Origin of the sequence: Mesorhizobium sp. BR1-1-15, assembly GCF_020165475.1 — a bacterium.
In the GTDB taxonomy this organism is placed as follows: Bacteria; Pseudomonadota; Alphaproteobacteria; order Rhizobiales; family Rhizobiaceae; genus Mesorhizobium.
The window spans coordinates 284,918-307,758 of record NZ_JAIUIF010000004.1; the positions used below are offsets into that span (position 1 = coordinate 284,918).

21 protein-coding genes are annotated in these 22,841 nt (G+C 62.5%); 11 read left to right on the forward strand and 10 right to left on the reverse strand.

The annotated features are described in order from the left end of the window. The first annotated feature begins 74 nt into the window (after positions 1-74). From LB541_RS09925 to LB541_RS09955, 7 genes are all read left to right on the forward strand, one after another. Positions 75-851, forward strand: coding sequence for an HpcH/HpaI aldolase family protein (locus tag LB541_RS09925; RefSeq protein WP_140649419.1), 777 nt, complete (start codon positions 75-77; stop codon positions 849-851). A 438-nt stretch (positions 852-1,289) separates the two neighbouring features. Further along, a complete protein-coding gene (locus tag LB541_RS09930) occupies positions 1,290-2,087 on the forward strand; it encodes an ABC transporter substrate-binding protein (protein ID WP_140496991.1) in 798 nt (265 codons plus the stop codon). A 158-nt stretch (positions 2,088-2,245) separates the two neighbouring features. Continuing rightward, the gene (locus LB541_RS09935; RefSeq protein WP_140556801.1) at positions 2,246-2,920 is read left to right on the forward strand and encodes an amino acid ABC transporter permease; all 675 of its coding nucleotides are present in this window, start codon (positions 2,246-2,248) and stop codon (positions 2,918-2,920) included. Positions 2,921-2,967: 47 nt separating this feature from the next. Then, positions 2,968-4,248, forward strand: coding sequence for a cysteine desulfurase-like protein (locus LB541_RS09940; protein WP_224618247.1), 1,281 nt, complete (start codon positions 2,968-2,970; stop codon positions 4,246-4,248). 281 nt (positions 4,249-4,529) lie between these two features. Next, positions 4,530-5,741, forward strand: a complete 1,212-nt coding sequence (locus LB541_RS09945; protein ID WP_224618249.1) for a DUF262 domain-containing protein — start codon at positions 4,530-4,532, stop codon at positions 5,739-5,741. Next, positions 5,734-6,510: a HEPN domain-containing protein gene (locus LB541_RS09950; protein ID WP_224618250.1), complete on the forward strand. Its 777-nt coding sequence runs from the start codon at positions 5,734-5,736 to the stop codon at positions 6,508-6,510. Before LB541_RS09945 ends, LB541_RS09950 begins: the two co-directional genes overlap by 8 nt. A gap of 2 nt (positions 6,511-6,512) precedes the next feature. Further along, entirely contained in the window at positions 6,513-7,208 is a 696-nt protein-coding gene (locus LB541_RS09955; protein WP_224618252.1) for a hypothetical protein, read from the forward strand. A 291-nt stretch (positions 7,209-7,499) separates the two neighbouring features. Here the strand turns inward: LB541_RS09955 and LB541_RS09960 are convergent, their stop codons facing one another. The 6 genes from LB541_RS09960 to LB541_RS09985 form a co-directional block, all read right to left on the reverse strand. Beyond that, a complete protein-coding gene (locus tag LB541_RS09960; RefSeq protein WP_140556803.1) occupies positions 7,500-8,330 on the reverse strand; it encodes a dipeptide ABC transporter ATP-binding protein in 831 nt (276 codons plus the stop codon). Further along, positions 8,327-9,184 (reverse strand): ABC transporter ATP-binding protein, encoded by an 858-nt coding sequence (locus LB541_RS09965; protein ID WP_140497000.1) that lies wholly within the window; start codon positions 9,182-9,184, stop codon positions 8,327-8,329. The genes LB541_RS09960 and LB541_RS09965 overlap by 4 nt, the downstream gene beginning before the upstream one ends. 2 nt (positions 9,185-9,186) lie before the next feature. Then, positions 9,187-10,041, reverse strand: coding sequence for an ABC transporter permease subunit (locus tag LB541_RS09970; RefSeq protein ID WP_181171606.1), 855 nt, complete (start codon positions 10,039-10,041; stop codon positions 9,187-9,189). 70 nt (positions 10,042-10,111) lie between these two features. Continuing rightward, positions 10,112-11,119 (reverse strand): ABC transporter permease subunit, encoded by a 1,008-nt coding sequence (locus LB541_RS09975; protein WP_140497004.1) that lies wholly within the window; start codon positions 11,117-11,119, stop codon positions 10,112-10,114. Between the two features lie 48 nt (positions 11,120-11,167). Then, a complete protein-coding gene (locus LB541_RS09980) occupies positions 11,168-12,760 on the reverse strand; it encodes an ABC transporter substrate-binding protein (protein ID WP_140497006.1) in 1,593 nt (530 codons plus the stop codon). Between the two features lie 210 nt (positions 12,761-12,970). Continuing rightward, positions 12,971-13,501: a hypothetical protein gene (locus LB541_RS09985; RefSeq protein ID WP_224618255.1), complete on the reverse strand. Its 531-nt coding sequence runs from the start codon at positions 13,499-13,501 to the stop codon at positions 12,971-12,973. A 169-nt stretch (positions 13,502-13,670) separates the two neighbouring features. Here LB541_RS09985 and LB541_RS09990 point away from each other — a divergent pair, with 169 nt between their 5' ends. After that, a complete protein-coding gene (locus tag LB541_RS09990) occupies positions 13,671-15,302 on the forward strand; it encodes a long-chain-fatty-acid--CoA ligase (protein WP_411969774.1) in 1,632 nt (543 codons plus the stop codon). 8 nt (positions 15,303-15,310) lie between these two features. Then, positions 15,311-16,057, forward strand: coding sequence for a class I SAM-dependent methyltransferase (locus LB541_RS09995; protein WP_411969773.1), 747 nt, complete (start codon positions 15,311-15,313; stop codon positions 16,055-16,057). On the opposite strand, the gene LB541_RS10000 is transcribed toward LB541_RS09995, so the two are convergent. Both LB541_RS10000 and pgi read right to left on the reverse strand, forming a co-directional pair. Beyond that, positions 16,031-16,753 carry an HAD family hydrolase gene (locus LB541_RS10000; protein ID WP_140497010.1) on the reverse strand — a complete coding sequence of 241 codons (723 nt, stop codon included), beginning with the start codon at positions 16,751-16,753 and terminating at the stop codon, positions 16,031-16,033. The two genes, LB541_RS09995 and LB541_RS10000, sit on opposite strands and share 27 nt — an antisense overlap. A gap of 5 nt (positions 16,754-16,758) precedes the next feature. Further along, positions 16,759-18,402, reverse strand: coding sequence for a glucose-6-phosphate isomerase (gene pgi, locus LB541_RS10005; protein ID WP_224618260.1), 1,644 nt, complete (start codon positions 18,400-18,402; stop codon positions 16,759-16,761). 260 nt (positions 18,403-18,662) lie between these two features. On the opposite strand from pgi, the gene LB541_RS10010 reads away from it, so the two are divergent. Both LB541_RS10010 and LB541_RS10015 read left to right on the forward strand, forming a co-directional pair. After that, positions 18,663-20,156 (forward strand): PLP-dependent aminotransferase family protein, encoded by a 1,494-nt coding sequence (locus tag LB541_RS10010; RefSeq protein WP_140497014.1) that lies wholly within the window; start codon positions 18,663-18,665, stop codon positions 20,154-20,156. A 193-nt stretch (positions 20,157-20,349) separates the two neighbouring features. Further along, positions 20,350-21,936 (forward strand): trimethylamine methyltransferase family protein, encoded by a 1,587-nt coding sequence (locus LB541_RS10015; protein WP_224618261.1) that lies wholly within the window; start codon positions 20,350-20,352, stop codon positions 21,934-21,936. Positions 21,937-21,959: 23 nt separating this feature from the next. Here the strand turns inward: LB541_RS10015 and LB541_RS10020 are convergent, their stop codons facing one another. Then, a complete protein-coding gene (locus tag LB541_RS10020; protein ID WP_140674226.1) occupies positions 21,960-22,358 on the reverse strand; it encodes a hypothetical protein in 399 nt (132 codons plus the stop codon). 96 nt (positions 22,359-22,454) lie between these two features. Next, positions 22,455-22,838 carry a VOC family protein gene (locus LB541_RS10025; protein ID WP_224618262.1) on the reverse strand — a complete coding sequence of 128 codons (384 nt, stop codon included), beginning with the start codon at positions 22,836-22,838 and terminating at the stop codon, positions 22,455-22,457. Between the last annotated feature and the right edge of the window lie 3 nt (positions 22,839-22,841).

Sequence of the window (22,841 nt, forward strand, 5' to 3'; positions counted from 1 at the left end):
TCAAGCCTGAAATAGCTTCGCCTCGCCGCTGTTTGCGGATATGAATTCCGGCACGACAACAAGGGGATGGAACGATGAGCGGGTTTCGCCACAAATGCATCTGTAGGGAAAGCCTCGTCGGTTCCTTTGCCGCCATTCCGCATCCCGTTGCGGTCGAGGTGATGGCGCAGTCCGGTCTCGATTTCCTCTGCATCGATTGGGAACATGCCCAGATTTCGCGCGACATGATCGAAACAATGGTGCGCGCGGCCGATATCCATCGCGTGCCGGCCATTGTGCGCGTGCCCGGCCATGCACCGGAAGCGATCGCCGCGGCATTGGACAGCGGCGCGCAAGGCGTGCTCGTCCCGCGCGTCTCGACCGCTGCCCAGGCGCAGGCGGCGGTGAAGGCCTCGCGTTATCCGCCGACCGGCGAGCGCGGCGTCGGGCCCGGGCGGGCCGCCGGCTATGGCTACCGCATCTCCGAATATCTCGCTCAGGCCAATGACAGCATCGTCGTGGCGGTTCAGGTCGAGACATCGGAAGGGCTGGCCAATATCGAGGCGATCGCCGCCGTCGAGGGTGTCGACGTGACCTTCGTCGGGCCCGGCGATCTCTCCGTATCGATCGATGCGATCGGCCCGAAAGGCGCCGACAAGCTCGCGCAAGCGATACACAGGATCATCGATGTGACGATCGCGCATGGCAGGACATCCGGGATCTTCTGCGCGAGGCCGCAGGATGTCGCCCAATGGGCGACACTCGGCGCCAGTTTCTTTATCCTGGCCAGCGACACGATGTTTCTGGGGGCTGGCGCTGCCGCCGGCAAAGCCGGCGCGGATGCTGAGCTGGGCGGTAGCGGCCGCAGCTAGCGCTATCGAAGGTTTGCCAGGCGCCGTCGCCGCCAACTTTTTAAGCTTAAAACTTTTGCCTTGAAAACTGCCGCGGTTTGGATAAGCATTCCTCGATCGATGGCGACTGCCGTTCCGGACGGGCTTGCCGGACATCCATCGTGGTGCATCGGGTGGGATCAAAGGGTTTCAGTCCTTGTCGTTCATGCTGCCCCCAGTCATCCTCCGACACGCGCCATGCGTGCGATGGCGTGCGCGCGCCAGATCCGCGATCCGCATACCGAGAGCATCGCCAACCTTGCCTTCCCGCCCATGTGCGTCTGCCGCGACCGGACAGCGCCCGACCGTATGGCGGCGAGCATGAATTGACGCCCCGCTGGGAGGTGGGGCGGCAAGAAACCGTGCGGGCATCAGCCCGCCCGATCAACAACCAGAGGGAACACCCCAGAGGGACCAACAATGAGCCTGACCCGTCGCAATCTCATCCTCCTCGCGGCCGCCATCGGCATCGCCGCCGGACCGGCAACCGCCTATGCCGCCGATGTGCTCAATGTCGGCGCCTACCCGACCAACCCTCCGTTCGAGTACAAGAACGAGAGCGGCACTTTCGAGGGCTTTGAAGTCGACATCGTCAACGAAGCGGCAAAGCGCGTCGGCATGACCACCGACATCGCCGATCTCGGCTTCCAGGCGCTGTTCGCCGCCACCACCTCGAAGCGCATCGATGTCGCCATCTCGTCGATCACCATCACGCCGGAGCGGCTGAAGTCGCAGTCGTTCACGCAGCCTTACTATGATTCCGACATGGGCATCGCCACCAAGACCGACAGCCCGATCAAGGCCGAGGCCGACCTCAAGGGCAAGATCGTCGGCGTGCTGTCCGGCTCGACCGGCGAGACCTGGGTCAAGGCGCATCAGGAGGCCGATGGCCTCAGCGACGTAAAGGGCTATGACACACAGCAGAACCTTTTGCTCGACCTCAGCGCCGGGCGCATCGACGCGGCTGTCAGCGACATTCCGGGCATGCAGTACTCCTTCACCAAGATGAAGGATCTCACCGTCAAGGAACGCATCAAGACCGGCGAACAGTACGGGCTGATGATGACCAAGGACCACCCGCTGCTCGGCAAGCTCAACGACGCGCTGACGGCAATGAAGAAGGACGGCACGCTGGCCGCGATCCACAAGAAGTGGTTCGGCAGCGACGCGCCCGCCGATTCCTCGACCGCCAAGGAAATGCCGGTGCCGAAGGCCTGAGCGGCGGCCGCCAAGGAGAACGTGCCGGCTCGAAAGGCCGGCACGTTCCGTTTGATACATAGTCTCCCGGAACCAGCGCGGCGCGGCAAAACCGCTTTCGCTGTTCCGGACCTCTGCTCCGGCGTCAAGGGACGCCAAACGGTTCGGGAAAGCCTCCCATGTCGCTGCTCGATACCTTCTTCAACGCCGACGTCATCGCGTCCAGTCTGCCGGCGCTGCTGCGCGGGTTTCTCAACACGCTGCTGCTCGGCCTGCTCAGCATCGGCATCGGCATCCCCATCGGCCTGGTGATCAGCCTGTTGCGGCTTTATGCGCCGAAGCCGCTCCGGTGGCTGGCGGTCGGCTACACCGATATCTTCCGCGCGCTGCCGGTGCTGGTCGTGCTGATCCTGATCTATTATGCGCTGCCCTTCCTCGGCATCCGCCTGTCGTCCTGGGCTTCCGCCGTAACGGCCTTCGCCATCATCATGTCGGCCTATTCGGCGGAAGTGTTCCGCTCCGGCATCGAAAGCATTCCGCGCGGCCAGTTCGAGGCGTCGCAGGCGCTCGGCCTGCCGTTCCTTTTGACCTTGCGCAAGGTGGTGCTGCCGCAGGCGGTGCGCGTGGTCATCCCGCCGATGACCAGCAACTGCGTCTCGATGTTCAAGGACACCTCGCTCGCCTCCACCGTGGCGCTGCCGGAACTTTTGAAAGAAGCGACCAATGCGCAGTCGCTCTACGCCAACCCCTCGCCGCTGATCGGCGCAGCCCTGGTCTATCTCATCTTCCTGTGGCCGATGGTTCGCCTCGTCAGCCTGCTTGAAGGCCGTTTCAAAACCGAGAAGACGCGCTGACCGCGCCTTCAACTTCCCCTCTACCGAGCACTTCGCAGGAGACGACCATGAACAAGCATCAAGCCGCCAATGCGACCGGCACTTCCGGCGCATTCCCTGTTGAAAGAATCCGGGCGATGTTTCCGGCCTTGCAGCGGGCAGGCGACTTCATCTTCCTGGACAACGCCGCCGGCGCGCAGATTCCGCAGAGCGTGCTCGATGCGGTGACCAACCATCTGGTATCGCACAATGTGCAGCGCGGCGGCCGCTATGGCCGCAGCGTCACCGTTGACCAATCGGTCGCCGATGCGCGGACAAGCGTGGCACTGCTGATCAATGCCTACAGCCCATCCGAGATCTGCTTCGGCATGAACGCCACCTCGTTCATCCGCCTGGTCAGCCTCGGCATCGGCCAGATGCTTGGAGAGCGCGACGAGATCGTCGTCACCGACATGGACCACGACGCCAACATCGCGACATGGCTGGCGCTCGAATCCGCCGGCGCCAAGTTCAAGTGGTGGCGCATGCGCGAGGACGGCAATTTGCATGTCGACGATTTGCGCCCGCTGGTTTCAGAACGCACCCGGCTTGTCGCCTGCACGGTGACGGCGCATTCCATCGGCTCGATCGTCGACGTGGCTTCAGTGGCGGGGATTGCCCACGCCGCCGGCGCCGAAGTGTTCCTCGACTGCGTGCATTACGGGCCGCATGGGCTGATCGACGTGCAGGCCTGGGGTTGCGACTATCTCGTCTGTTCCGGCTACAAGAATTTCTCGCCGCATATGGGTTTCCTGTGGGGCCGCTTCGAAACGCTGAAGCGACTGCCGACCTTCCGCGAGGACTTCATCCCCGACGAGCCGCCCTACAAGGTCGAGGCCGGCACCTTCATTTACGAGAACGTGTCGGGCATGGATGCGGCCGTGCAGTATCTCGAGCTCATCGGCCGCAATCTTGCTCCGTCCAACAACCGCTCGCGGCGCGAAAACATCGTCGCCGGCATGGGCGCCATCCGCGACTACGAGCTGGTGCTGGCGCGCGAGATGCTGGCTGTGCTGAAGAGCTGCGGGGCAACAATCTACGGCGTTTCCGAGGAGGCCCGGATCAACGAACGCGTGCCGACCTTCTGTTTCAACATCGGCAAATTGTCGCCGCAGCGGATCGTCGAGGAAATGGCCGAGATGCAGATCGGCATTCGCGACGGCCACATGTACGCCCCGCGCCTGATGAAGCGCCTCAACCTGTCGATGGACAGCGGCGCCATCCGCGCCTCGCTGGTGCACTACAACACGGTGGAGGAGGTCAGGCGCTTCGGCGAGGCGCTGCGCGCCATCATCGCCAAGCTGTCGTGATCTGGCGTCTAGAGAAGCGGCCATTCGGCTACGCGTTTCGGAACGGCGGGAACGGGGCCGTATGCTGTTAGGCAGCTTTCGTCGTCCCGACATCGACAGCAGACGTTCAGCTCGATGGATGCTTGGCCGCCGCATCGCCGCTGTTCTTCTTCGCACTTGATTCGTGCTGCAGCTACCGACTCTTGTCATAACTAGAACTCCAACGCGGATTGATCTTGCCCTTCGTCTGAACGCTCGTTATTCATCACAGCCTTGATATTGCTGGCTTTCGGGGGTTTGGTATGGCCGAGTATGACGGAATAACTGAAGAGCCCGAACCGCTTGCCGTTGGCAAGAGCGTTGTTCCAGCGGGAACCTCCGATAAGCAGATTGAGAAGCACTTCGAGACCGGACGGCTTCGGGTCGTTCAGGAGAAGAATGACATCTTCCTCTCCCACGTGATGACATTCATTAGCGGGACGGGCAATCTATGGAGCAACCTGCAGCCCGAATACCAGCGCCGCCTGCGGTGGGACAACAAGAAGAAATCTCGCCTTATCGAGAGCTTCATTATGAACGTGCCGGTCCCGCCGGTCTTTCTCTATGAGAAGGAGCTTGGACGATTCGAAGTAATGGACGGCCAGCAGCGCCTCAATGCAATTTCTGATTTTTTGGCCGGCGGCTTTGTCCTTGAAGGTCTGGCTATTTGGCCGGCGTTGAACGGCCGCAACTACAGCACCCTGCCGCCATTGGTGCGCCGAGGGCTGGATCGAGCGAAGATTTCAGCCATCACGCTTATGTCCGACAATAACTCGGCTGCGGAAGATAGCTTGGACCTTCGAGCCCAAGTGTTCGAGCGGCTAAATACCGGTGGCGAGAGACTTAATCAGCAGGAACTCCGCAATTCGCTTTACTCCGGCGACTTCAATGCGCTTCTTATCGAGCTGTCCAGGACCCGGGTATTCACCGATGCCTGGGAAATCCCGAACCATGAGGATAACACCCGGGCGGACGGCACCCCAAGCGCCGTTCTCGCCGCGAACACCCTCTTCAAGCGCATGACCGACGTGGAAATCGTGCTGCGCTTCTTTGCTTTCAGGGAGGCAGACAAGTTGTCCGGCTCGGTGCGGTCGATGCTGGACGGCACGATGAAGCGCCTTCGTAGACCGGATGAGGTCACGCTTCAGGCTTTGCGGCAGGACTTCATGGACGCAATTGGCCTATGCACAGAGGTCTTTGGTCCCCACACCTTCCGGCTTCCTCCGGTTGACAACAAGCCAGGCAAGATATCGCGCCCGCTCTATGACGCCGAGATGGTGGCGATATTCAACCTTCGCGCTCGTCGGAATGATTTGCTCAGCAACCGCCAAATCATCAGAGATCGGATACTTGATATGGCGGCACCCGATGCCGACACCTACGACCTGATGGTAGGTCGCGGTAATACGGCGGCCGCCATCGCTGGGCGCATCGCCGCGGTTCGAGAATTGCTCCAAGAGATCATCAATGCCTAAGCTGGACGCCGCAAAATATCTTGCGGATTCCTACCTTGATGAAATTGCTGCCACGATTGAAATCCGCCAGTCGTACACGAATATAGTTGTTGGGATGGCCGGTCGCCTCATGGGGGCGCTCGGGCAAGATGGTGCCGCCAAGGCAACAGTGCAACAGGCGCTGAAGCACAAGGCTGTTGATCCAAGCGCCTTTTACAAGCCGCTCATGGTCCAAGTGAACGGTGTATTTGAGAATTACATCCGCTCCTTGACCAAGGCGATTGTGGAAGAGCGGTTCGAGACGGTTGAACTCTATACCAATCTGGAACAGGGCTTCCGCAACGACCACATCACCCACGCAGCACGCGTCCTCACCTATGTCAAAGCGGGGTCGGTGATGGGCGTCGCCTACAGTTTCGATAATCTCCTCACAAATCTGGGAAAAGGTCTGTCAGGACAAAAGGGATACAAGCTCAACCCCGAGATTTATACGAAGCTCATGGGCAACTGCACAGCAGAGCGGATGGAGAAGCTGTTCTCCGCCCTCATGCTACCCGAGCCGTTCTCAGAGAAACTAGGTCAGAATGCTCAGCTCAAGGCCTATTTCGCTGATAGGGCAAAAGGGCGTGTTGCGGATAGGGCACGCGAACAGTTGGACGAGCAACTTAACCTTAGAAATGACATCGTGCATGGCGATCTCACGCGCACAGTGGACTTGACGGAGCTACAAGACACGCTGGGCTTCTTCCGCGCCCTGATTTCCAGCTTGGACCAACTCGTGCGGACTTAACCATGCAACGCGCGTTCGATCTGACATCAGCCGCCCTCTTCCTTGCCGCGAACCCGAAGGCCGAGCCGTTCATCAAGGCCGTCCGAAAATTCCAATCAACTATTTCGGTCAGCACGGACCTTGCCGAGGTGAAGAAGTCGGTCGAAGAGCTTCAGACCATGCGCGAGGACCTCGGTGACAGGTGGCATATCGCCCGTGCGCTCCTGACCCATGCCGTCGTGGTCTATTGCCGCGCGAGCCATACCAAGGCCGTCGAACGATATGACGTTGGGGTCATAGGCGCATACTCACCCGAACAGCGGGAGGCCCATAAGCTCATCGTCAATCTGTGGGACAAGGTGCTTGCTCACTTCGGCCCAGGTAAAGGATGGCATGAGGAACGCGTGCTCTATCTGGAACAGGACCACGGAGACGCCATTACGGCAATACACCACCGCGTCAACAGCGACAGCATGGTTTTCGATATCCTTGAGAACCTACTTGAGACGGCCATTCCCTACGTTAAGGCAAAGGAAGTTGACCGCGCCAACGAGATTGACGCCGAGCTGACCAAGGCTCCCGAGTTGTTCAAAGTAATCGACCTGACGCCGTTCAACGTTGACGAATTCTACAAGGGCGTACCGGGTGGCATCGAGAATTTTTGGGGCCCGATGGCCTTCATGGCCCAACGGACGGTTAAGAAAACCACCAGAAATTAAGACCCTACGCAAGAGCCTTCAACGATGTGAGGGGGCGCGAGGTTTATGCTTTCAAGGCCGCTTCTGGCGCAAACGTGCCGCCTCACCTGATCGCCCGGCTGTCCACTGGGAATGTAGCTGTAGTCCGCCCAACGGCGGACATGAGGCGCAAAGCGGTCGTCCAGGTCTTGGCAAACGTAAGCCGTCTTTGGGTAAAACTCGGTCGTTCAGAGTAGTTGTGTTTTGACTCTAGAGCTTTGATTTAGCGGCGGATTCAGATTTCAGGTCGATTCGACCTGAAATCCTCCGACTCTAGGCCGCCTTCTTCTTCGCCAACCTCGCCTTGATGCTGGCCACATCGGCGCGCGGCGTCGCTGCGAACAGCGTCCTGGTGTAGCTGTGCTTGGGGTCTGAAAAGACCTCGTCGCGCGAGCCGTATTCGACCGCCTCGCCGAAATACATCACCATCACGTCGTCGGCGATGTAGCGCACCACGGAGAGATCGTGGCTGATGAAGACATAGGTCAGCTGGAATTCGTCCTGCAGGTCGGCGAGCAGGTTGAGCACCTGTGCCTGCACCGAAAGATCGAGCGCCGAGACCGGCTCGTCCAGCACCAGAAGGCTCGGGTTCAGCATCAGCGCACGGGCGATGGCGATGCGCTGGCGCTGGCCGCCCGAGAACATGTGCGGATAGCGGTTGTAGTGCTCGTGACCGAGGCCGACCTTCTTCAGCATCTTCATGGCGAGGTCGCGCCGCTCGGCGGCCGTCTTGTCGGTGTTGATCAGCAGCGGCTCGCCCAGCACGTCGCCGATCTTCTGGCGCGGGTTGAGCGATCCGTAGGGGTTCTGGAAGACGATCTGCACCTTGCGGCGCATCTCCTTGGTCAATCCGCCCCTGGCGATGTCGACCTTGTTGCCGTCGATGAACAGTTCGCCCGATGTCGCCGGATCGATGAGCGTGATGATGCGGGCGAGCGTGGACTTGCCGCAGCCGCTTTCGCCGACGATGGCGAGCGTCTTGCCCTTGTCCACGGTGAACGAGACGCCCTTGACCGCGTGCACCGTGCGCGGCCCGCTGAACAGGCCGCCGCCGATATGGTAGTCGCGAACGATGTTCTTGCCTTCGAGGACGGTGGTGCTCATGCGGAGGCTCCCGCGGCCGAGGGCGCCGGCTCGAACAGCATGTCGGAAACGGTCGGCAGCCGGTCGCCGACCGCGTTCTCCGGCAGCGCCGACAGCAGCGCGCGCGTGTAGTTGCTTTTCGGGCTCTCGAACAGCGACAGCACGTCGGCCTCTTCCATCTTGCGGCCCTTGTACTGGACGATGACGCGGTCGGCTGTCTCGGCCACCACGCCCATATTGTGGGTGATCATGATCAGGCCCATGCCGTATTTGGCCTGCAGCGAAACCAGGAGATCAAGGATCTGCTTCTGGATGGTGACATCGAGCGCGGTGGTCGGCTCGTCCGCGATCAAGAGCTTCGGATTGCAGGCGATGGCGATGGCGATCATGACGCGCTGGCACTGGCCGCCCGACATCTGGTGCGGAAACGAGCTCAGCCGTTCTTCCGGATCGGCAATGCCGACGAGCTTCATCAATTCGATGGCGCGCGCGCGGCGCTGGGCGCGGTCCATGCCCATGTGGAAGCGCAGCACCTCCTCGATCTGGAAGCCGACGGTGAAGCACGGGTTGAGGCTGGCGATCGGCTCCTGGAAGATCATGGAGATATCCTTGCCGACGATCTTGCGCCGCTCGGACGGGCTGAGCTTCAGCAGATCGACGCCGTCGAAGGCCATGCGGTCGGCCTTGACGGTCGCGGTGTTGGGCAGCAGCCCCATCACCGCCAGCATCGCCACCGACTTGCCGGAACCGGATTCGCCGACGATCGCCAGCACCTCGCGCGGCTCGATCGACAGGTCTATGCCCTGCACGGCCATGAACGGACCGGCGGCGGTGTCGAAGGAAACGGTGAGGTTCTTGATCTCGAGCAGGGACATGCTCACGACCTCTTCAGCTTGGGGTCGAGCGCGTCGCGCAGGCCGTCGCCGATCAGGTTAATGGCAAAGACGGTGATCAGGATGGCGAGGCCGGGGAAGGTCACCACCCACCAGGCGCGCAGGATGAACTCGCGTGCTTCGGCCAGCATCGTGCCCCATTCCGGCGTCGGCGGCTGCGCGCCCATGCCGAGGAAGCCGAGGGCGGCGGCCTCGAGGATGGCGTTGGAGAAGGACAGCGTCGCCTGCACGATCAGCGGCGCGATGCAGTTGGGCAGGATGGTGACCAGCATCAGCCTGAAATGGCTGGCGCCCGCGACCTTGGCCGAGATGACATATTCGCGGTTCTTCTCCGCCATCACGGCGGCGCGGGTGAGCCGGGCGAAGTGCGGCTGCAGCACGAAGGCAATGGCGATCATGGCGTTGACCAGCCCAGGTCCGAGAACGGCGACCAGCACCAGCGCCAGCAGCAGCGACGGGAAGGCCAGGATGATGTCCATGATGCGCATGATGAGCGTATCCACCCAGCCGCGGCAGTAGCCGGCGAGCAGGCCGAGGATGACGCCGGAGATCAGCGCCGTGGTGACGACGACGAAGCCGATGGCGAGCGAGAAGCGCGAGCCGTAGATCAGGCGCGAGAGAATGTCGCGGCCGACGGCGTCGGTACCGAGCAGGAACTGGACGTTGCCGCCCGCCTGCCAGGCCGGCGGCGTCAGGAAGAAGTCGCGGAACTGGTCGTCCGGCGAATGCGGGGCGAGCAGCGGCGCGAAGACGGCGATCAGGATCAGCAGCGCGAAGACGAAGAGGCCGATCACCGCGCCCTTGTTGATCGAGAAATAGTGCCAGAACTCGGCGAACATCTGCAGCCGGGCGTCCTGCGGCCTGACGACGGTCGCGGCTTCGATTGTGGCAGGGCCTTCGTTGGTCATGTCAATTCGCCCGGATACGCGGGTTGATGACGGCATAGAGCACGTCGACGATGAGGTTCACCGACATGACGATGAGCGCGATCAAAAGCAACCCGCCTTGCACGGTGAAATAGTCGCGCTTGGAAATAGCGTCGATCATCCATTTGCCGATGCCTGGCCACGAAAAAATGCTCTCGGTCAGGATGGCGCCGGTCAGGAGCGTGCCGACCTGCAGGCCAATGGTGGTGACGACCGGGATCAGCGCATTGCGGAAAGCGTGCAGCCCGATGACGCGGCGAGGCGCCAGGCCCTTGGCGCGCGCGGTGCGCACATAGTCCTCGCCGAGGACCTCGAGCATGGCCGACCGCGTCTGCCTGGCGATGACGGCAAGCGGAATGGTGCCGAGCACGATGGTGGGCAGGACGAGGTGCGACAGGGCCGAGCGGAATGCACCCTTCTGTCCGGAGATCAGGGAATCGATGGTCATGAAGCCGGTTACCGGCTTGAAGAAATAGAGAAGGTCGATGCGGCCGGAAACCGGCGTCCAGTGCAGCATGCCGGAGAACACGATGATCAGCAGCAGCCCCCACCAGAAGATCGGCATGGAATAGCCCGCCAGCGCCGTTCCCATGGTCAGTTGGTCGAACCAGGAGCCGCGGCGGATCGCGGCGAAGATGCCGAAGGCGACGCCGATGACGATGGCGAAGATCATGGCGAAGATGGCAAGTTCGACCGTCGCCGGGAACCGCACCAGGAAATCCTTGAGCACCGGCGTCTTGGTGGAAAACGAGGTGCCGAAATCACCGCTGAGGATATTGGCCAGATAGGTCAGGTACTGTCGCCAGATCGGCAGGTCGAAGCCGAACTGGTGCATCAGCGCAGCGTGACGTTCGGGCGACAGGCCGCGTTCGCCCGCGAGCACCAGCACCGGATCACCGGGCAGGATGCGCACGAAGCCGAAGGCGAGGATGGTTATCCCGATGAAGGTCGGGACGATGAGGGCGAGCTTGCCGAGGATATAACGCAGCATGGCGGGCGAGGTGGGACGGCGCTGTGGCGCCGCCCCGTTTCGCGAACCTTATTCGGCGATATCGACGCCGTCGAAGCGATGGATGCCGAGCGGATCCATCGCAAAGCCGGAGACGGTCTTCTGCATCGGCATGAACACCTTGGAGTGTGCGAGCGTCGCCCACGGTGCCTGTTCCTTGAAGATGACCTGCGCCTGTTCGTAGAGCTTGGTGCGCTCGGCCTGGTCGGAAACCGTCTTGGCCTTGTTGATGAGCGCATCGAAGTCCTTGTTGCACCATTCCGCGCGGTTGTTCGAACCGACGGAAGCGCAGCTCAAGAGTACACCGAGGAAGTTGTCCGGATCGCCATTGTCACCGGTCCAGCCGACGATGACGGCGCCGTCGTGATCGACCGCCGAAGCGCGCTTGAGGTATTCACCCCAATCGTAGCTGACGATGTTGACTGTGACGCCGACCTTGGCGAAGTCGGCCTGGATCAGCTCGGCGGTGCGGCGCGCGTTCGGCATGTAGGGGCGCGACACAGGCATGGCCCAGACATTCATCTTGAGGTCCTTGACGCCGGCCTCTTCGAGCATCTTCTTGGCCGCATCCGGATCGTACGGATCGTCCTTCACGTCCTTGTTGTAGGACCACATGGTCGGCGGGATCGGGTTGACGGCCACCTGGCCGGCGCCCTGGAAGACCGCGTCGATGATAGCCTTCTTGTTGATGGCCATGTTGAGCGCCTTGCGCACGCGCACGTCGTCGAACGGCTTCTGCTGGGTGTTGTACATCAGCGCACCGACATTGAGGCCTTCCTGCTCGTCGACCTTCAGGTTCGGATCGGCCTGCAGGCCGGCGATGTCGGCCGGCGCCGGGTAGGACATGATGTTGCATTCGCCGGCCTTCAGCTTCTGCGCACGGACCGCCGGATCGGTGGTGATGGCGAAGACAAGGTCGTCGATCTTCTGCTTGCCGCCCCAATAGTCGGGGTTGGCCTTGTAGCGGATGGCAGCGTCGGTCTGGTAATCGACGAAGATGAACGGGCCGGTGCCAATCGGCTTCTGGTTGAACAGTTCAGGCGTCTTGTCCGCCTGCAGCTTGTCGGCATATTCCTTGGAAACGATTGAGGCGAAGTCCATGCCCAGCGTCGGGATCAAAGTGATCGCCGGCTCCTTGAGGGTGAACTTCACCGTCAGGTCGTCGACCTTCTCGACCTTGGTGATGTTGTCGCCGAACTGGTCATTGTAATACTGGTAGGCAATGCCCGGTATGTACTGGAACCAGGGGCCGTTCTTGTCGACCTGACGCTGGAACGAGAACACCACGTCGTCGGCGTTGAAGTCGCGCGTCGGGGTGAAATAGTCGGTAGCGGCGAACTTCACACCCTTGCGAAGCTTGAACGTGTATTCCTTGCCATCGTCGGAAATGGACCAGCTTTCGGCCAGGCCCGGCGAGACCGTTGTCTTGCCATGATCGAATTCGACGAGGCGGTTGAAGACCGTACGCGAAGACGCATCGAACGTCTGTCCCGCGGTGTAGGGCGCCGGGTCAAAGCCTTCCGGCGAAGCTTCGGCGCAGTAGACCAAGGTTTTTGCGTTGGCCACGCCGCCCAGGACGCTTGCAGCCAGCAACGCGGCTGCAAAAGTCAGTTTCTTCCTCATTGAGCACTCCCTGATGTTTTTCCAAGCCCCTCTATCAGGCTCGCGAAGCGCGCATATAAGCACCGTTTCTCCGGCTTTGGAACACCCAGTTTGCCTACCCCATGGTAAGCGGGAAAAAAATCCTCCCTCCCGCGAAAAAATGGAAAAATTCAGTATTTTTTTCTATTCACAACATTATTAACGACCGCATTTTTTTATTGATCACCAATCTCACGAGATCGACGTCGCGCCCGCTTTCATATGACCGGGGACGCCGGACGATGCAGGGCCGCTGCGCCCATGGCGAGAAAGATTTTCGGCGGCAAATCTTTCGACGGCTTGCCGCTTGGGCAAGGCTTGCACGCCCGCCGATAGAGGCCATACATAGACAAGGCACCAGCGGCAGCGGGGGACGCCTCTGTTGTCAGGAGGCGAGCGCGGCAGGGACGAACAAAACAGGGAGGGACGGTTGGCAAAAGCATCGAACAGGACGGCTCCGCCGAAGACGGCCAAGGCGACCCTGAAGCCGGCCGCGGGCGCCGACAAGCAGCCAACGCCCCCTGCCAAGAACACAAAGGGCGCAAAGGCAAGGGCCGCAGGGAAACCTTCCGCCGGCAAGGCGGACGCTGTTGTCAAACCGGCCACGAAGCCGGCGGCCAAAGCCGTCCCCGCAAAGACGTCGGCGAAGGCCGGAACTGCTAAAACCGGGGCGACAAAGACCAGTTTGACCAAGGCCGGGACGACGAAGACTGGCGCGAGCAAGACCGGGGCGACCCGGACTAGCAAGACTGGGGCCGCACAAGCCGCATCCGTGGCCAAGCCGGCACCGGCGGCCTCGAAACCGGCGGCCGCCAAGCGATTGCCGAAAGCGCTCACCGCCCTGGCCGCAGGCTTGCCGGAAAAACCGTGGCTGGAAAGCTACCCGAAGAACATGCCGGCCGAGATCGGCGCCCTGCCCTACAGCTCCATCGGCGATTTCCTCGTTGCCGCCTGCAAGCAATTTGCAGGCCAGCCGGCCTTCACCTGCATGGGCAAGTCGATCACCTATGCGGAACTCGAACGGCTTTCGGCGGCGTTCGGCGCCTACCTTCAATCGACCGGGTTGCCCAAAGGCGCACGCGTCGCCCTGATGATGCCGAACGTGCTGCAATATCCGGTGGCGATGATGGCGGTGGCGCGCGCCGGCTACACGGTGGTCAACGTCAACCCTCTCTACACGCCGCGCGAGCTGGAACACCAGCTCAAGGATTCCGGGGCACAAGCGATCATCATCCTGGAGAACTTCGCCAGCACCTTGCAAGCGGTGATCGCCAGGACGTCGGTCAAGCACGTCGTCGTCGCGGCCATGGGCGACATGCTCGGCGGGCTCAAGGGAAGCATCGTCAATCTGGTGGTGCGCCGCGTCAAGAAGATGGTGCCGGCCTGGTCATTGCCCGGCCATGTCAAGTTCAACGCGGCGCTGAAGGTGGGCAGCGGCATGGGTTTCAAGCCGGCCAAGGTGGCGGCCGACGATATCGCGTTCCTGCAATATACCGGCGGCACCACGGGAATCTCGAAGGGTGCTATCCTGCTGCACAGCAACGTGCTGGCCAATGTCGCGCAGAATTCGCTGTGGCTGCAGGACGCCTACACGGTCAAGCCAAAACCCGCCCATCTCAACCTCATCTGCGCACTGCCGCTCTATCATATCTTCGCGCTGACCGTGAATGCGCTGATGGGCATGCAAATGGGTGGACAGAACATACTGATCCCCAATCCGCGCGACATCCCCGGCTTCGTCAAGGAAATAGGCAAGTATCCGATCCATATCTTTCCAGGCCTCAACACGCTGTTCAACGCGCTGCTCAACAATGAGGATTTCCGCAAGCTCGACTTCAAGCCGCTGCTCCTGACGCTGGGCGGCGGCATGGCGGTGCAAAAGGGCGTCGCCGAGCGCTGGAAGGCGCTGACGGGCTGCCCGGTCAGTGAAGGCTACGGCCTGTCGGAGACGTCGCCCGTGGCAACGGCCAACAAATTCAGCTCCGGCGAATTCACCGGCACGATCGGCCTGCCGCTGCCGTCTACCGAGATCGCCATCCGCGACGAGGAGGACAACAATTTGCCGCTCGGCGAGGTCGGCGAAATCTGCATCAAGGGGCCGCAGGTGATGGCGGGCTACTGGAACCGGCCTGACGAGACCGCCAAGGTGATGACCAAGGACGGCTTCTTCAAGTCGGGCGACATGGGCTTCATGGACGAGCGCGGCTACACCAAGATCGTCGACCGCAAGAAGGACATGATCCTCGTTTCCGGCTTCAACGTCTATCCGACCGAGCTCGAGGAAGTCGTGGCGCTGCATCCCGGCGTGCTCGAAGTGGCGGCAATCGGCGTGCCGGACGAGCATTCGGGCGAAGTGCCGAAACTGTTCATCGTCAAGAAAGACCAGGCGCTGACCGCCGAGGCCATCACCGCCTATTGCCGTGAGAACCTGACCGGGTACAAGCGGCCCAGATACATCGAATTCAGGACAGAACTGCCGAAGACGCCGGTCGGAAAGATCCTGCGGCGCGCATTGCGCGAATAGGAGCCGGCTTGGACCACGATCTTGCCGGCGCCGATGCCCAGGACCGGTGCCCGCGCCTCGACCCGGCCGAGTTCATCAAGGCCAAGATGCGCCTTGTCCCTGCGCCTGCGCTTCCAGAAATCCGGTTTTACACGGCGCACCCCAGCAGCGGATTGAGACGGCTCGTCGAGCCCGAAGGCGATGCGGAAGACGCACCGGAGCCACAACCGCCCTACTGGGCCTACGCATGGGCCGGCGGCACCGTGCTCGCGCGCTATGTCCTCGACCATCCGACGACCGTGGGGGGACGCCGCGTGCTCGACCTTGGTGCCGGTTCCGGCATTGTCGGCATCGCTGCCGCGAAGGCCGGGGCCCGCGAAGTGATCGCCGCCGAGATCGACCGAAACGGCGTCGCCGCGCTCGGTCTCAATGCAAAAGACAACGGCGTCACGATCTCGGTGATCTGCAAAGACATTACCACCGGTCCGCCACCAGCGGTCGACCTTGTGCTGGCTGGCGACGTGTTCTACGGACCCGATGTCACCCAACGCATGATCCCCTTCCTCGACCGCTGCCTTGCCGCTGGCGTCGAGGTCCTGATCGGCGACCCGCGCCGCGCCGATCTACCATTGTCGCGGCTCAGGCTGCTCGCCGAATATCAGGTGCCGGATTTCGGCGACGCGAAGGGCGCCGCAAGCAGGCCGAGCGGCGTCTTTTCCTTCGAAGCCGAGACGCCGCTAGCGACGAGATCAGATCGTCTCCTTGACCCGCGCTGAAAGGAAATCCGGCAGGTCGACAACCGAATCCAGGATCACGTCGGCAATTCCGGCCAGAGATTCACGCGTGCCGGTGCCCGAGAGCACGCCGACCGCCAGGCCGCAGCCGCCGGCACGAGCCATTTCGAGATCGTGGCGGTTATCGCCGATCATGGCGACCTGCGTCGGCTTCAGGCCGGTGAGATCGCAGAAGGCCTGGATCGTATCCGGCGCCGGCTTGGGATTGGCCACCGCGTCATAGCCGTAGGCGGCGTCGAACAGCTGCGCGACGCCGAGCGTTACCAGCGTTTTTTCCGCGCCGCTGGTCGAATCGTTGGTGGCGACGCCGAGCCGATAGGACCTTGCGTGCAAGGTGCCGAGCGTTTCGACGATGCCCGGCAGAGCCACCGCCATCGCCGAGCCCTGCACCGAGGTGATCTGGTTGAAGCGGGCGACGGCCAGCATCTGGTCTTCGTCGGACAGGCGCGGAAACCACAATTCAACGACGTCGAGATTGGTGCCGGAGGCAAAGATGGAATCGGGCTTGAAGCGCCTGTTGGCGAAATCGAAGCCCGCGGCCGCAAGCAGCCTGTCGGCCTTCCAGCGGTCGCCTTCGGAGGCGTCCATGGCCATGAAGTCGGCAACCCCGAGCCAGGTCGCATTGAAGTCGACAAGCGTTCCGTCCTTGTCGAACAATATTCCCTTGATGTCTGCCAACTCAGTCACTCCGAACCACGCAAATGGTGGATGTGTTCCACCAGGCCGGCGGTCGAGGCATCCCGCTTTGCGGCACTTTCCTTGCCTTCCACGACTGGCAGAAGGCCGGTGGCCAGTTCCTTGCCGAGCTCGACGCCCCATTGGTCGAAGGAGTTGATGTCGAACAGCGTTCCCTCGACGAAGACGCGGTGTTCGTAGAGAGCGATCAGGCGGCCGAGCGTGCGCGGGTCAAGCTTGCGATAAAGAATGGTCACCGAGGGCCGGTTGCCGGAGAAGACGCGGTGCGGGGCAATACGATCGACATCGGCCGGCTTCATGCCCTTGGCCAGCATCTGCGCGCGCGCTTCCTCCAGCGTGCGGCCCCTCATGAAGGCTTCCGACTGCGCCAGGCAGTTGGCGAGCAGCAGGTCGTGATGGTGCTTCAGCTCCGGCTCGTGGCCGTTCGCCGCGGCGAGGAATTCGACCGGAATGAAATCGGTTCCCTGGTGCAGGAGCTGGAAGAAGGCATGCTGGCCGTTGGTGCCAGGCTCGCCCCAGACCAGCGGCCCGGTCGGCGTCGCCACGGGGCCGCCGTCCAGGGTGACGCTCTTGCCGTTCGATTCCATGTCGAGCTGCTGGAGATAGGCCGGCAGCCTGGACAGGCGCTGGTCATAGGGGATGACCGCGCGGGCCGGGTATTTGCAAACGACGCGATGCCACCAGCCGACAAGGCCAAGCAGCACCGGCAGGTTTTTGGCCAGCGGCGCGGTGCGGAAGTGTTCGTCCATTTCGTGCGCGCCATCGAGGAAGGCGCGGAAATCGCGTGGACCAATGGCGATCATCACGGGAAGGCCGATGGCGCCCCACACAGAATAGCGGCCGCCGACCCAATCCCAGAAGCCGAAGACGCGGTCCGGCTCGATGCCAAACTTCGCCACCAGGTCGAGTGCCGTCGAGACCGCGGCGAAGTGCTTGCCGATCGCTTCCTTGCCGAGCGCCTTCTGGACCCAGTCGCGCGCCGTCTGCGCATTGGTCATCGTTTCGACCGTGGTGAAGGTCTTGGAGGCGACGATAAAAAGCGTGCTCTCGGCGGAAAGGCCCTTCAGCGTGTCGTGGATATGGGCGCCGTCGATGTTGGAGACATAGTGCGCGCGCGGACCGTCATGATAGGGCGCCAGCGCCAACGTCGCCATGGCCGGGCCGAGATCGGAGCCGCCGATACCGATATTGACGATGTCGGTGATCTTCTTGCCGGTGGCGCCTGTCGCCTTGCCGGAACGCACCGCTTCGGCGAAGGCGCCCATCGCGTCCAATACGTCGATGACCTCCGCCTTCACATCCTGCCCGTCGAGCATGATGCCCTTGCCGGTCAGGTTGCGCAGGGCGGTGTGCAGAACAGCGCGGCCCTCTGTAACGTTGATCTTCTTGCCGGCGAACATGGCGGCGCGGCGGCCTTCGAGATCGGCGGCGTCAGCCAGATTCTCCAGCAGGTCCATCGTGCGCGCATCGACGGCGCATTTCGACCAGTCGAGCAACAGGTCGCCGTCGCTGGCGGAGAACGTCTTGAACCGCTGCGGATCGGCGGCGAAGGCCTGGCGCATATCGCCGGCTGCCGCGGCGCGATGGTCGCGCAAGGCGGCAAGCTGTTTTTGGAAGGCTGACTGATCCACCGGCGGGCTCCTGGGACTGTTAAATTATCTTAGCAGACCGGATGTTTCCGGCGCGTGTCGTCGCGCCAAACTATTGAGCCGAATTCCGTCCGGTCAATACGCGGCGATGACGCACTGCGTTACACGGGATGCGAAGGCCGAAAGATCACTGGCATAAATCCCAAAGATCAGAAAAATTGATTGGCGCAACCCCTTGTGCCACCGTTACATTCGACTGGTCCAGCCAAACGAAAAAAGCTGGCCATCGAGGAACATTTCCCATGCCACAGCGCAACGACACGGCCATATGGTCCGGCCTGTTCCGGATTTCGGCCGAATCCGGCCAGACTTTGCAGGCACAGATCCGCCAGGCGATCGTGGCCGCTATTCTCGACCGCCAGATCGCCGCTTCGATGCCGCTTCCGTCATGCCGGATATTGGCCGAAAAACTCGGCGTGGCGCGCGGAACCGTGGTGCTGGCCTTCCAGCAACTGGTCGACCAGGGCTTCCTGGTGGCGCGCGAGCGGCGCGGCCATTTCGTCAATCCCGACGTTTTGGCGACGCCGGCCAAGCCGCACCAGAAGGCGCCCGACCAGGCCAACGAGATCGACTGGAAGGCACGCCGGCAGATCGCGGCCAGCGACATGCCGCCGCCGGCCAAGCACGAGAACTGGATCAAGTCGTCCTACCCCTTCGTCTATGGCCAGTTCGATCCGGCGCTGTTCCCGACCGCCGAGTGGCGCGAGTGCAACCGCATGGCGCTTGCCGTGCTGGAGATCCGCAACTGGGCCTCCGACATGGTCGATCGCGACGATCCGCTGCTGATCGAGCAGATCCAGGCGCGGCTGCTGCCCAGGCGCGGCATCTTCGCCAACCCCGACGAGATCATCGTCACGCTGGGCGCCCAGAACGCGCTCTACATGCTGGCGACGCTTTTGATGACCAAGGGCTCGAAGGTGGCGATGGAGGATCCGGGCTACCCCGACGCACGCTCGATCTTCCGGCTCGCCGGCGCCGACATCCAGCCGGTGCCGGTCGACCAGTCCGGCATCGTAACCTCTTCGATTCCCAACGATTCCGGCTTTGTCTTCGTCACGCCCAGCCATCATTGCCCGACCATGGTGCCGCTGTCGGCGGAACGCCGGCAGGACCTTCTGGCGCGCGCCAACCGCTACAACCAGATCATCATCGAGGACGGCTATGACAGCCAGCTTCTCGACGAGGCGCCGCAGCAGGCCTTGAAGAGCCTCGACCGCTCGGGCCGCGTGATCTATGTCGGCTCGATGTCGAAGACGCTGGCTCCGGGCCTGCGGCTTGGCTACATCGTGGCCTCGGCTGGACTAATCGCCGAACTCAGGGCGCTGCGCCGCTTCATGCTGCGCCATCCGCCGGCCAACAACCAGCGCGCGGTCGCGCTGTTCCTGTCGCTCGGCCACCACGAAGCGCTGGTGCGGCGGCTGTCGAGCGCCTTCGACGAGCGGCGCAAGCGCCTGGTCCATGCGATTTCCGCTTTCCTGCCCGAGTGGCGTTCGACCGACTCGGCCGGCGGCACGTCGCTGTGGCTGGAGGGACCGCGCGGCACCGATTCCCGCGGACTGGCCGAGGCCGCCGCCTCGCGCAGCGTCATCATCGAGCCGGGCGACCGCTTCTTCGACCGCACCGAAAAGCCTTCGCGTTTCATGCGCTTGGGCATCTCCTCGATCGCGCTGCAGCATATCGAGCCCGGTATCCGCGAACTTGCAACCGCCGCGGGCCGCAGGCCGGCCGCCGCCTGATCACCTGGGCCTGACCACCTCCCGGGAGCCGCGCAACAGCGGCTCCTGCTTCTTTAGCACTGGCATATGCAACCGGACCGGCTGGCTCATAGGCTGTGCCAATGCCGGCGGCATAGTCGAGGCCTAAAGGGGACGAAGCAGCCGATGGTGGACCAACCGCCGCCCTGCTTCCGAGAAAAGGTGGAGTGCTTCCATGTCAGTGGCTGTCGAAAAGCAGGAAGCGGCCGACCAGCGTTCGCGCCGCTCCGGCGGACGCGAAGCGCGTCGCGCCATGCGGGCGGCGCCGCTCGCCGACGACATCAGGCCGGTTCGCGCCGGCCTTGAGGGGGGGAGCTATGGCCCCCTGCGCGGCACTGATTGCGAGCGCATCCACGAAGCGGTGCTGACCCTGCTGGAGACGGTCGGCTTCGCCAACGCAATCCCGTCCTGCATCGAGGCGCTGACCAAGGCCGGCGCCAGCCATGGCGACGACGGCCGTATCCGTTTCCCGCGCGCACTGGTGCTCGACACGATCAAGCGGGCGGCGCGGCATTTCACGCTGCACGGCCAGGACCCGAAGCACGACATGGTGATCCAGGGCAAGCGCGTGCATTACGGCACGGCGGGTGCTGCCGTGCATCTTGTCGACGTCGAGAAGCGCGAGTATCGCGAATCCTTGCTGCAGGACATCTATGATGCCGCGCGCATCGTCGACGGGCTCGACAACATCCATTTCTTCCAGCGGCCCATGGTGCCGCGCGACATTCCCGATCCGCTCGAAATGGACTTCAACACGCTCTATGCCTGCGTGATGGGCACGTCCAAGCATGTCGGCACGTCCTTCACGGTGCGGGAGAACGTGCAACCGGCGCTCGAAATGCTCTACGCGATCGCCGGCGGCGAGGAGAATTTCCGGGCCCGGCCGTTCGTGTCGAACTCCAACTGTTTCGTCGTGCCGCCGATGAAATTCGCCGAGGACGCCTGCGGCGTGCTCGAGGCCTGCGTCGAAGGCGGCATCCCGATCCTGCTGCTTTCGGCCGGACAGGCCGGGGCCACCGCTCCGGCGGCGATCGCGGGTGCGGTGGTGCAAGCCGTGGCCGAAGTGCTGGCCGGCCTTGTCTATGTCAACACCATCAAGCCGGGCCATCCGGCGATCTTCGGTACCTGGCCGTTCGTGTCGGACCTGCGCACCGGCGCCATGTCCGGCGGCTCGGCCGAACAGGCGGTGCTGACCGCGGCCTGCGCGCAGATGGCGCAGTTCTACGACCTGCCAGGGGGTTCGGCCGCCGGCATGACGGATTCGAAACTGCCCGACATCCAGTCCGGCTATGAAAAAGGCATTACCAATGTGATGGCCGGCCTTTCCGGCCTCAACCTGGTCTACGAATCGGCCGGCATGCATGCGTCCCTGCTCGGCTTCTGCCTGGAAAGCCTGATCATCGACAACGACATGCTGGGCCATTGCCTGCGCTGCGTGCGCGGCATCGAGGTGACGGACGACGCGCTGTCGATCGACACCATCGCCGATGTCTGCCTGAAAGGCCCGGGCCACTATCTCGGCAACGAGCAGACGCTGAAGCTGATGCAGACCGAATATTTCTACCCCGCCGTCGGCGACCGGTTTTCGCCGAAGGAATGGAACGAGAAGGGCCGGCCCGACATATTGCAGCGGGCGATCATCGAGAAGAAGCGCATCCTCGCCGAACGCTTCCCGCGCCATGTGCCGAAGCCGCTCGACGACAGGCTGCGCGCCCGCTTCGGCGACATGATCAAGCTGCCGCGCAACGGCATGGGCGGCTGAGAACGCCCCCCTTTGAAAATAGGTTAATCCGCGCTCAGCCCATAATGGTCGACGACCTCGGTATTGACCAGCTTGGCGTGTAGCGCCATCAGCACGATCTGGGCGTCGAAACTGTCTCCGGCATCGACCGCTGCCTCTATCCGACGCTCCACGTCCTGCCGCGGCTGCGCGCCATGAGAGCGCTCGAATGCCTCAGGCCCAGCAATACAATAGCTGAACAAACACGCCACTTGCGCATAAGCCTGCGGCGGCGGCTCGTCGGGCCAGTGATCCTTCATCAGGTTGACGATGGTGAGCTTTACGCCCTCCGGCACAAGGGCGGGATGCAAGTCGGCTCCGCGCAATGCGGCATCGAGCTGCCTGAGGTCGCTTGAACGGCCGAACATGCCGAGGAAACCGAGGGAAGAGCGTCGTTTGGCCATCATGGTCCAATCTGTTGAGTGGCCTGGCAACGGAATGCAAAATGCCGTGCAGGTGGTTTCTGCCCATGTCAGCTGGCTATTCGTGACAGCGACGCATTATCTGCGCCCCGGTTCGAACAGTTCCACCAGATTGCCGGATGGGTCCCGCAGCAATATCTGGCTGCCGCCCATGCCCTTGACGACGTCGTTCCTGAAAGCCTGGCCGGCAGTTTTCAGCTTGCGAACCACGCCTTCGAGATCCTCGACCTCGATCTGAATGCGGTTCCAGCCACCGGGTTCGGGCACGCTGCCGTCGGGCATCGGCTGCGACGCCCCACCAGGGCCGCCAGCGGCATTGAGCAGAAGCCGCAGGTTGCCCCTGGCAAGCATGGCGAAGGACGGCGCCGGGTGCATGGCGACCGTGAAGCCGAGATGGTCGCGGTAGAAGGCGATCGCCCTGTCGACGTCATTGACGATATAGCGAACGTTGACCGTTTCCATGGT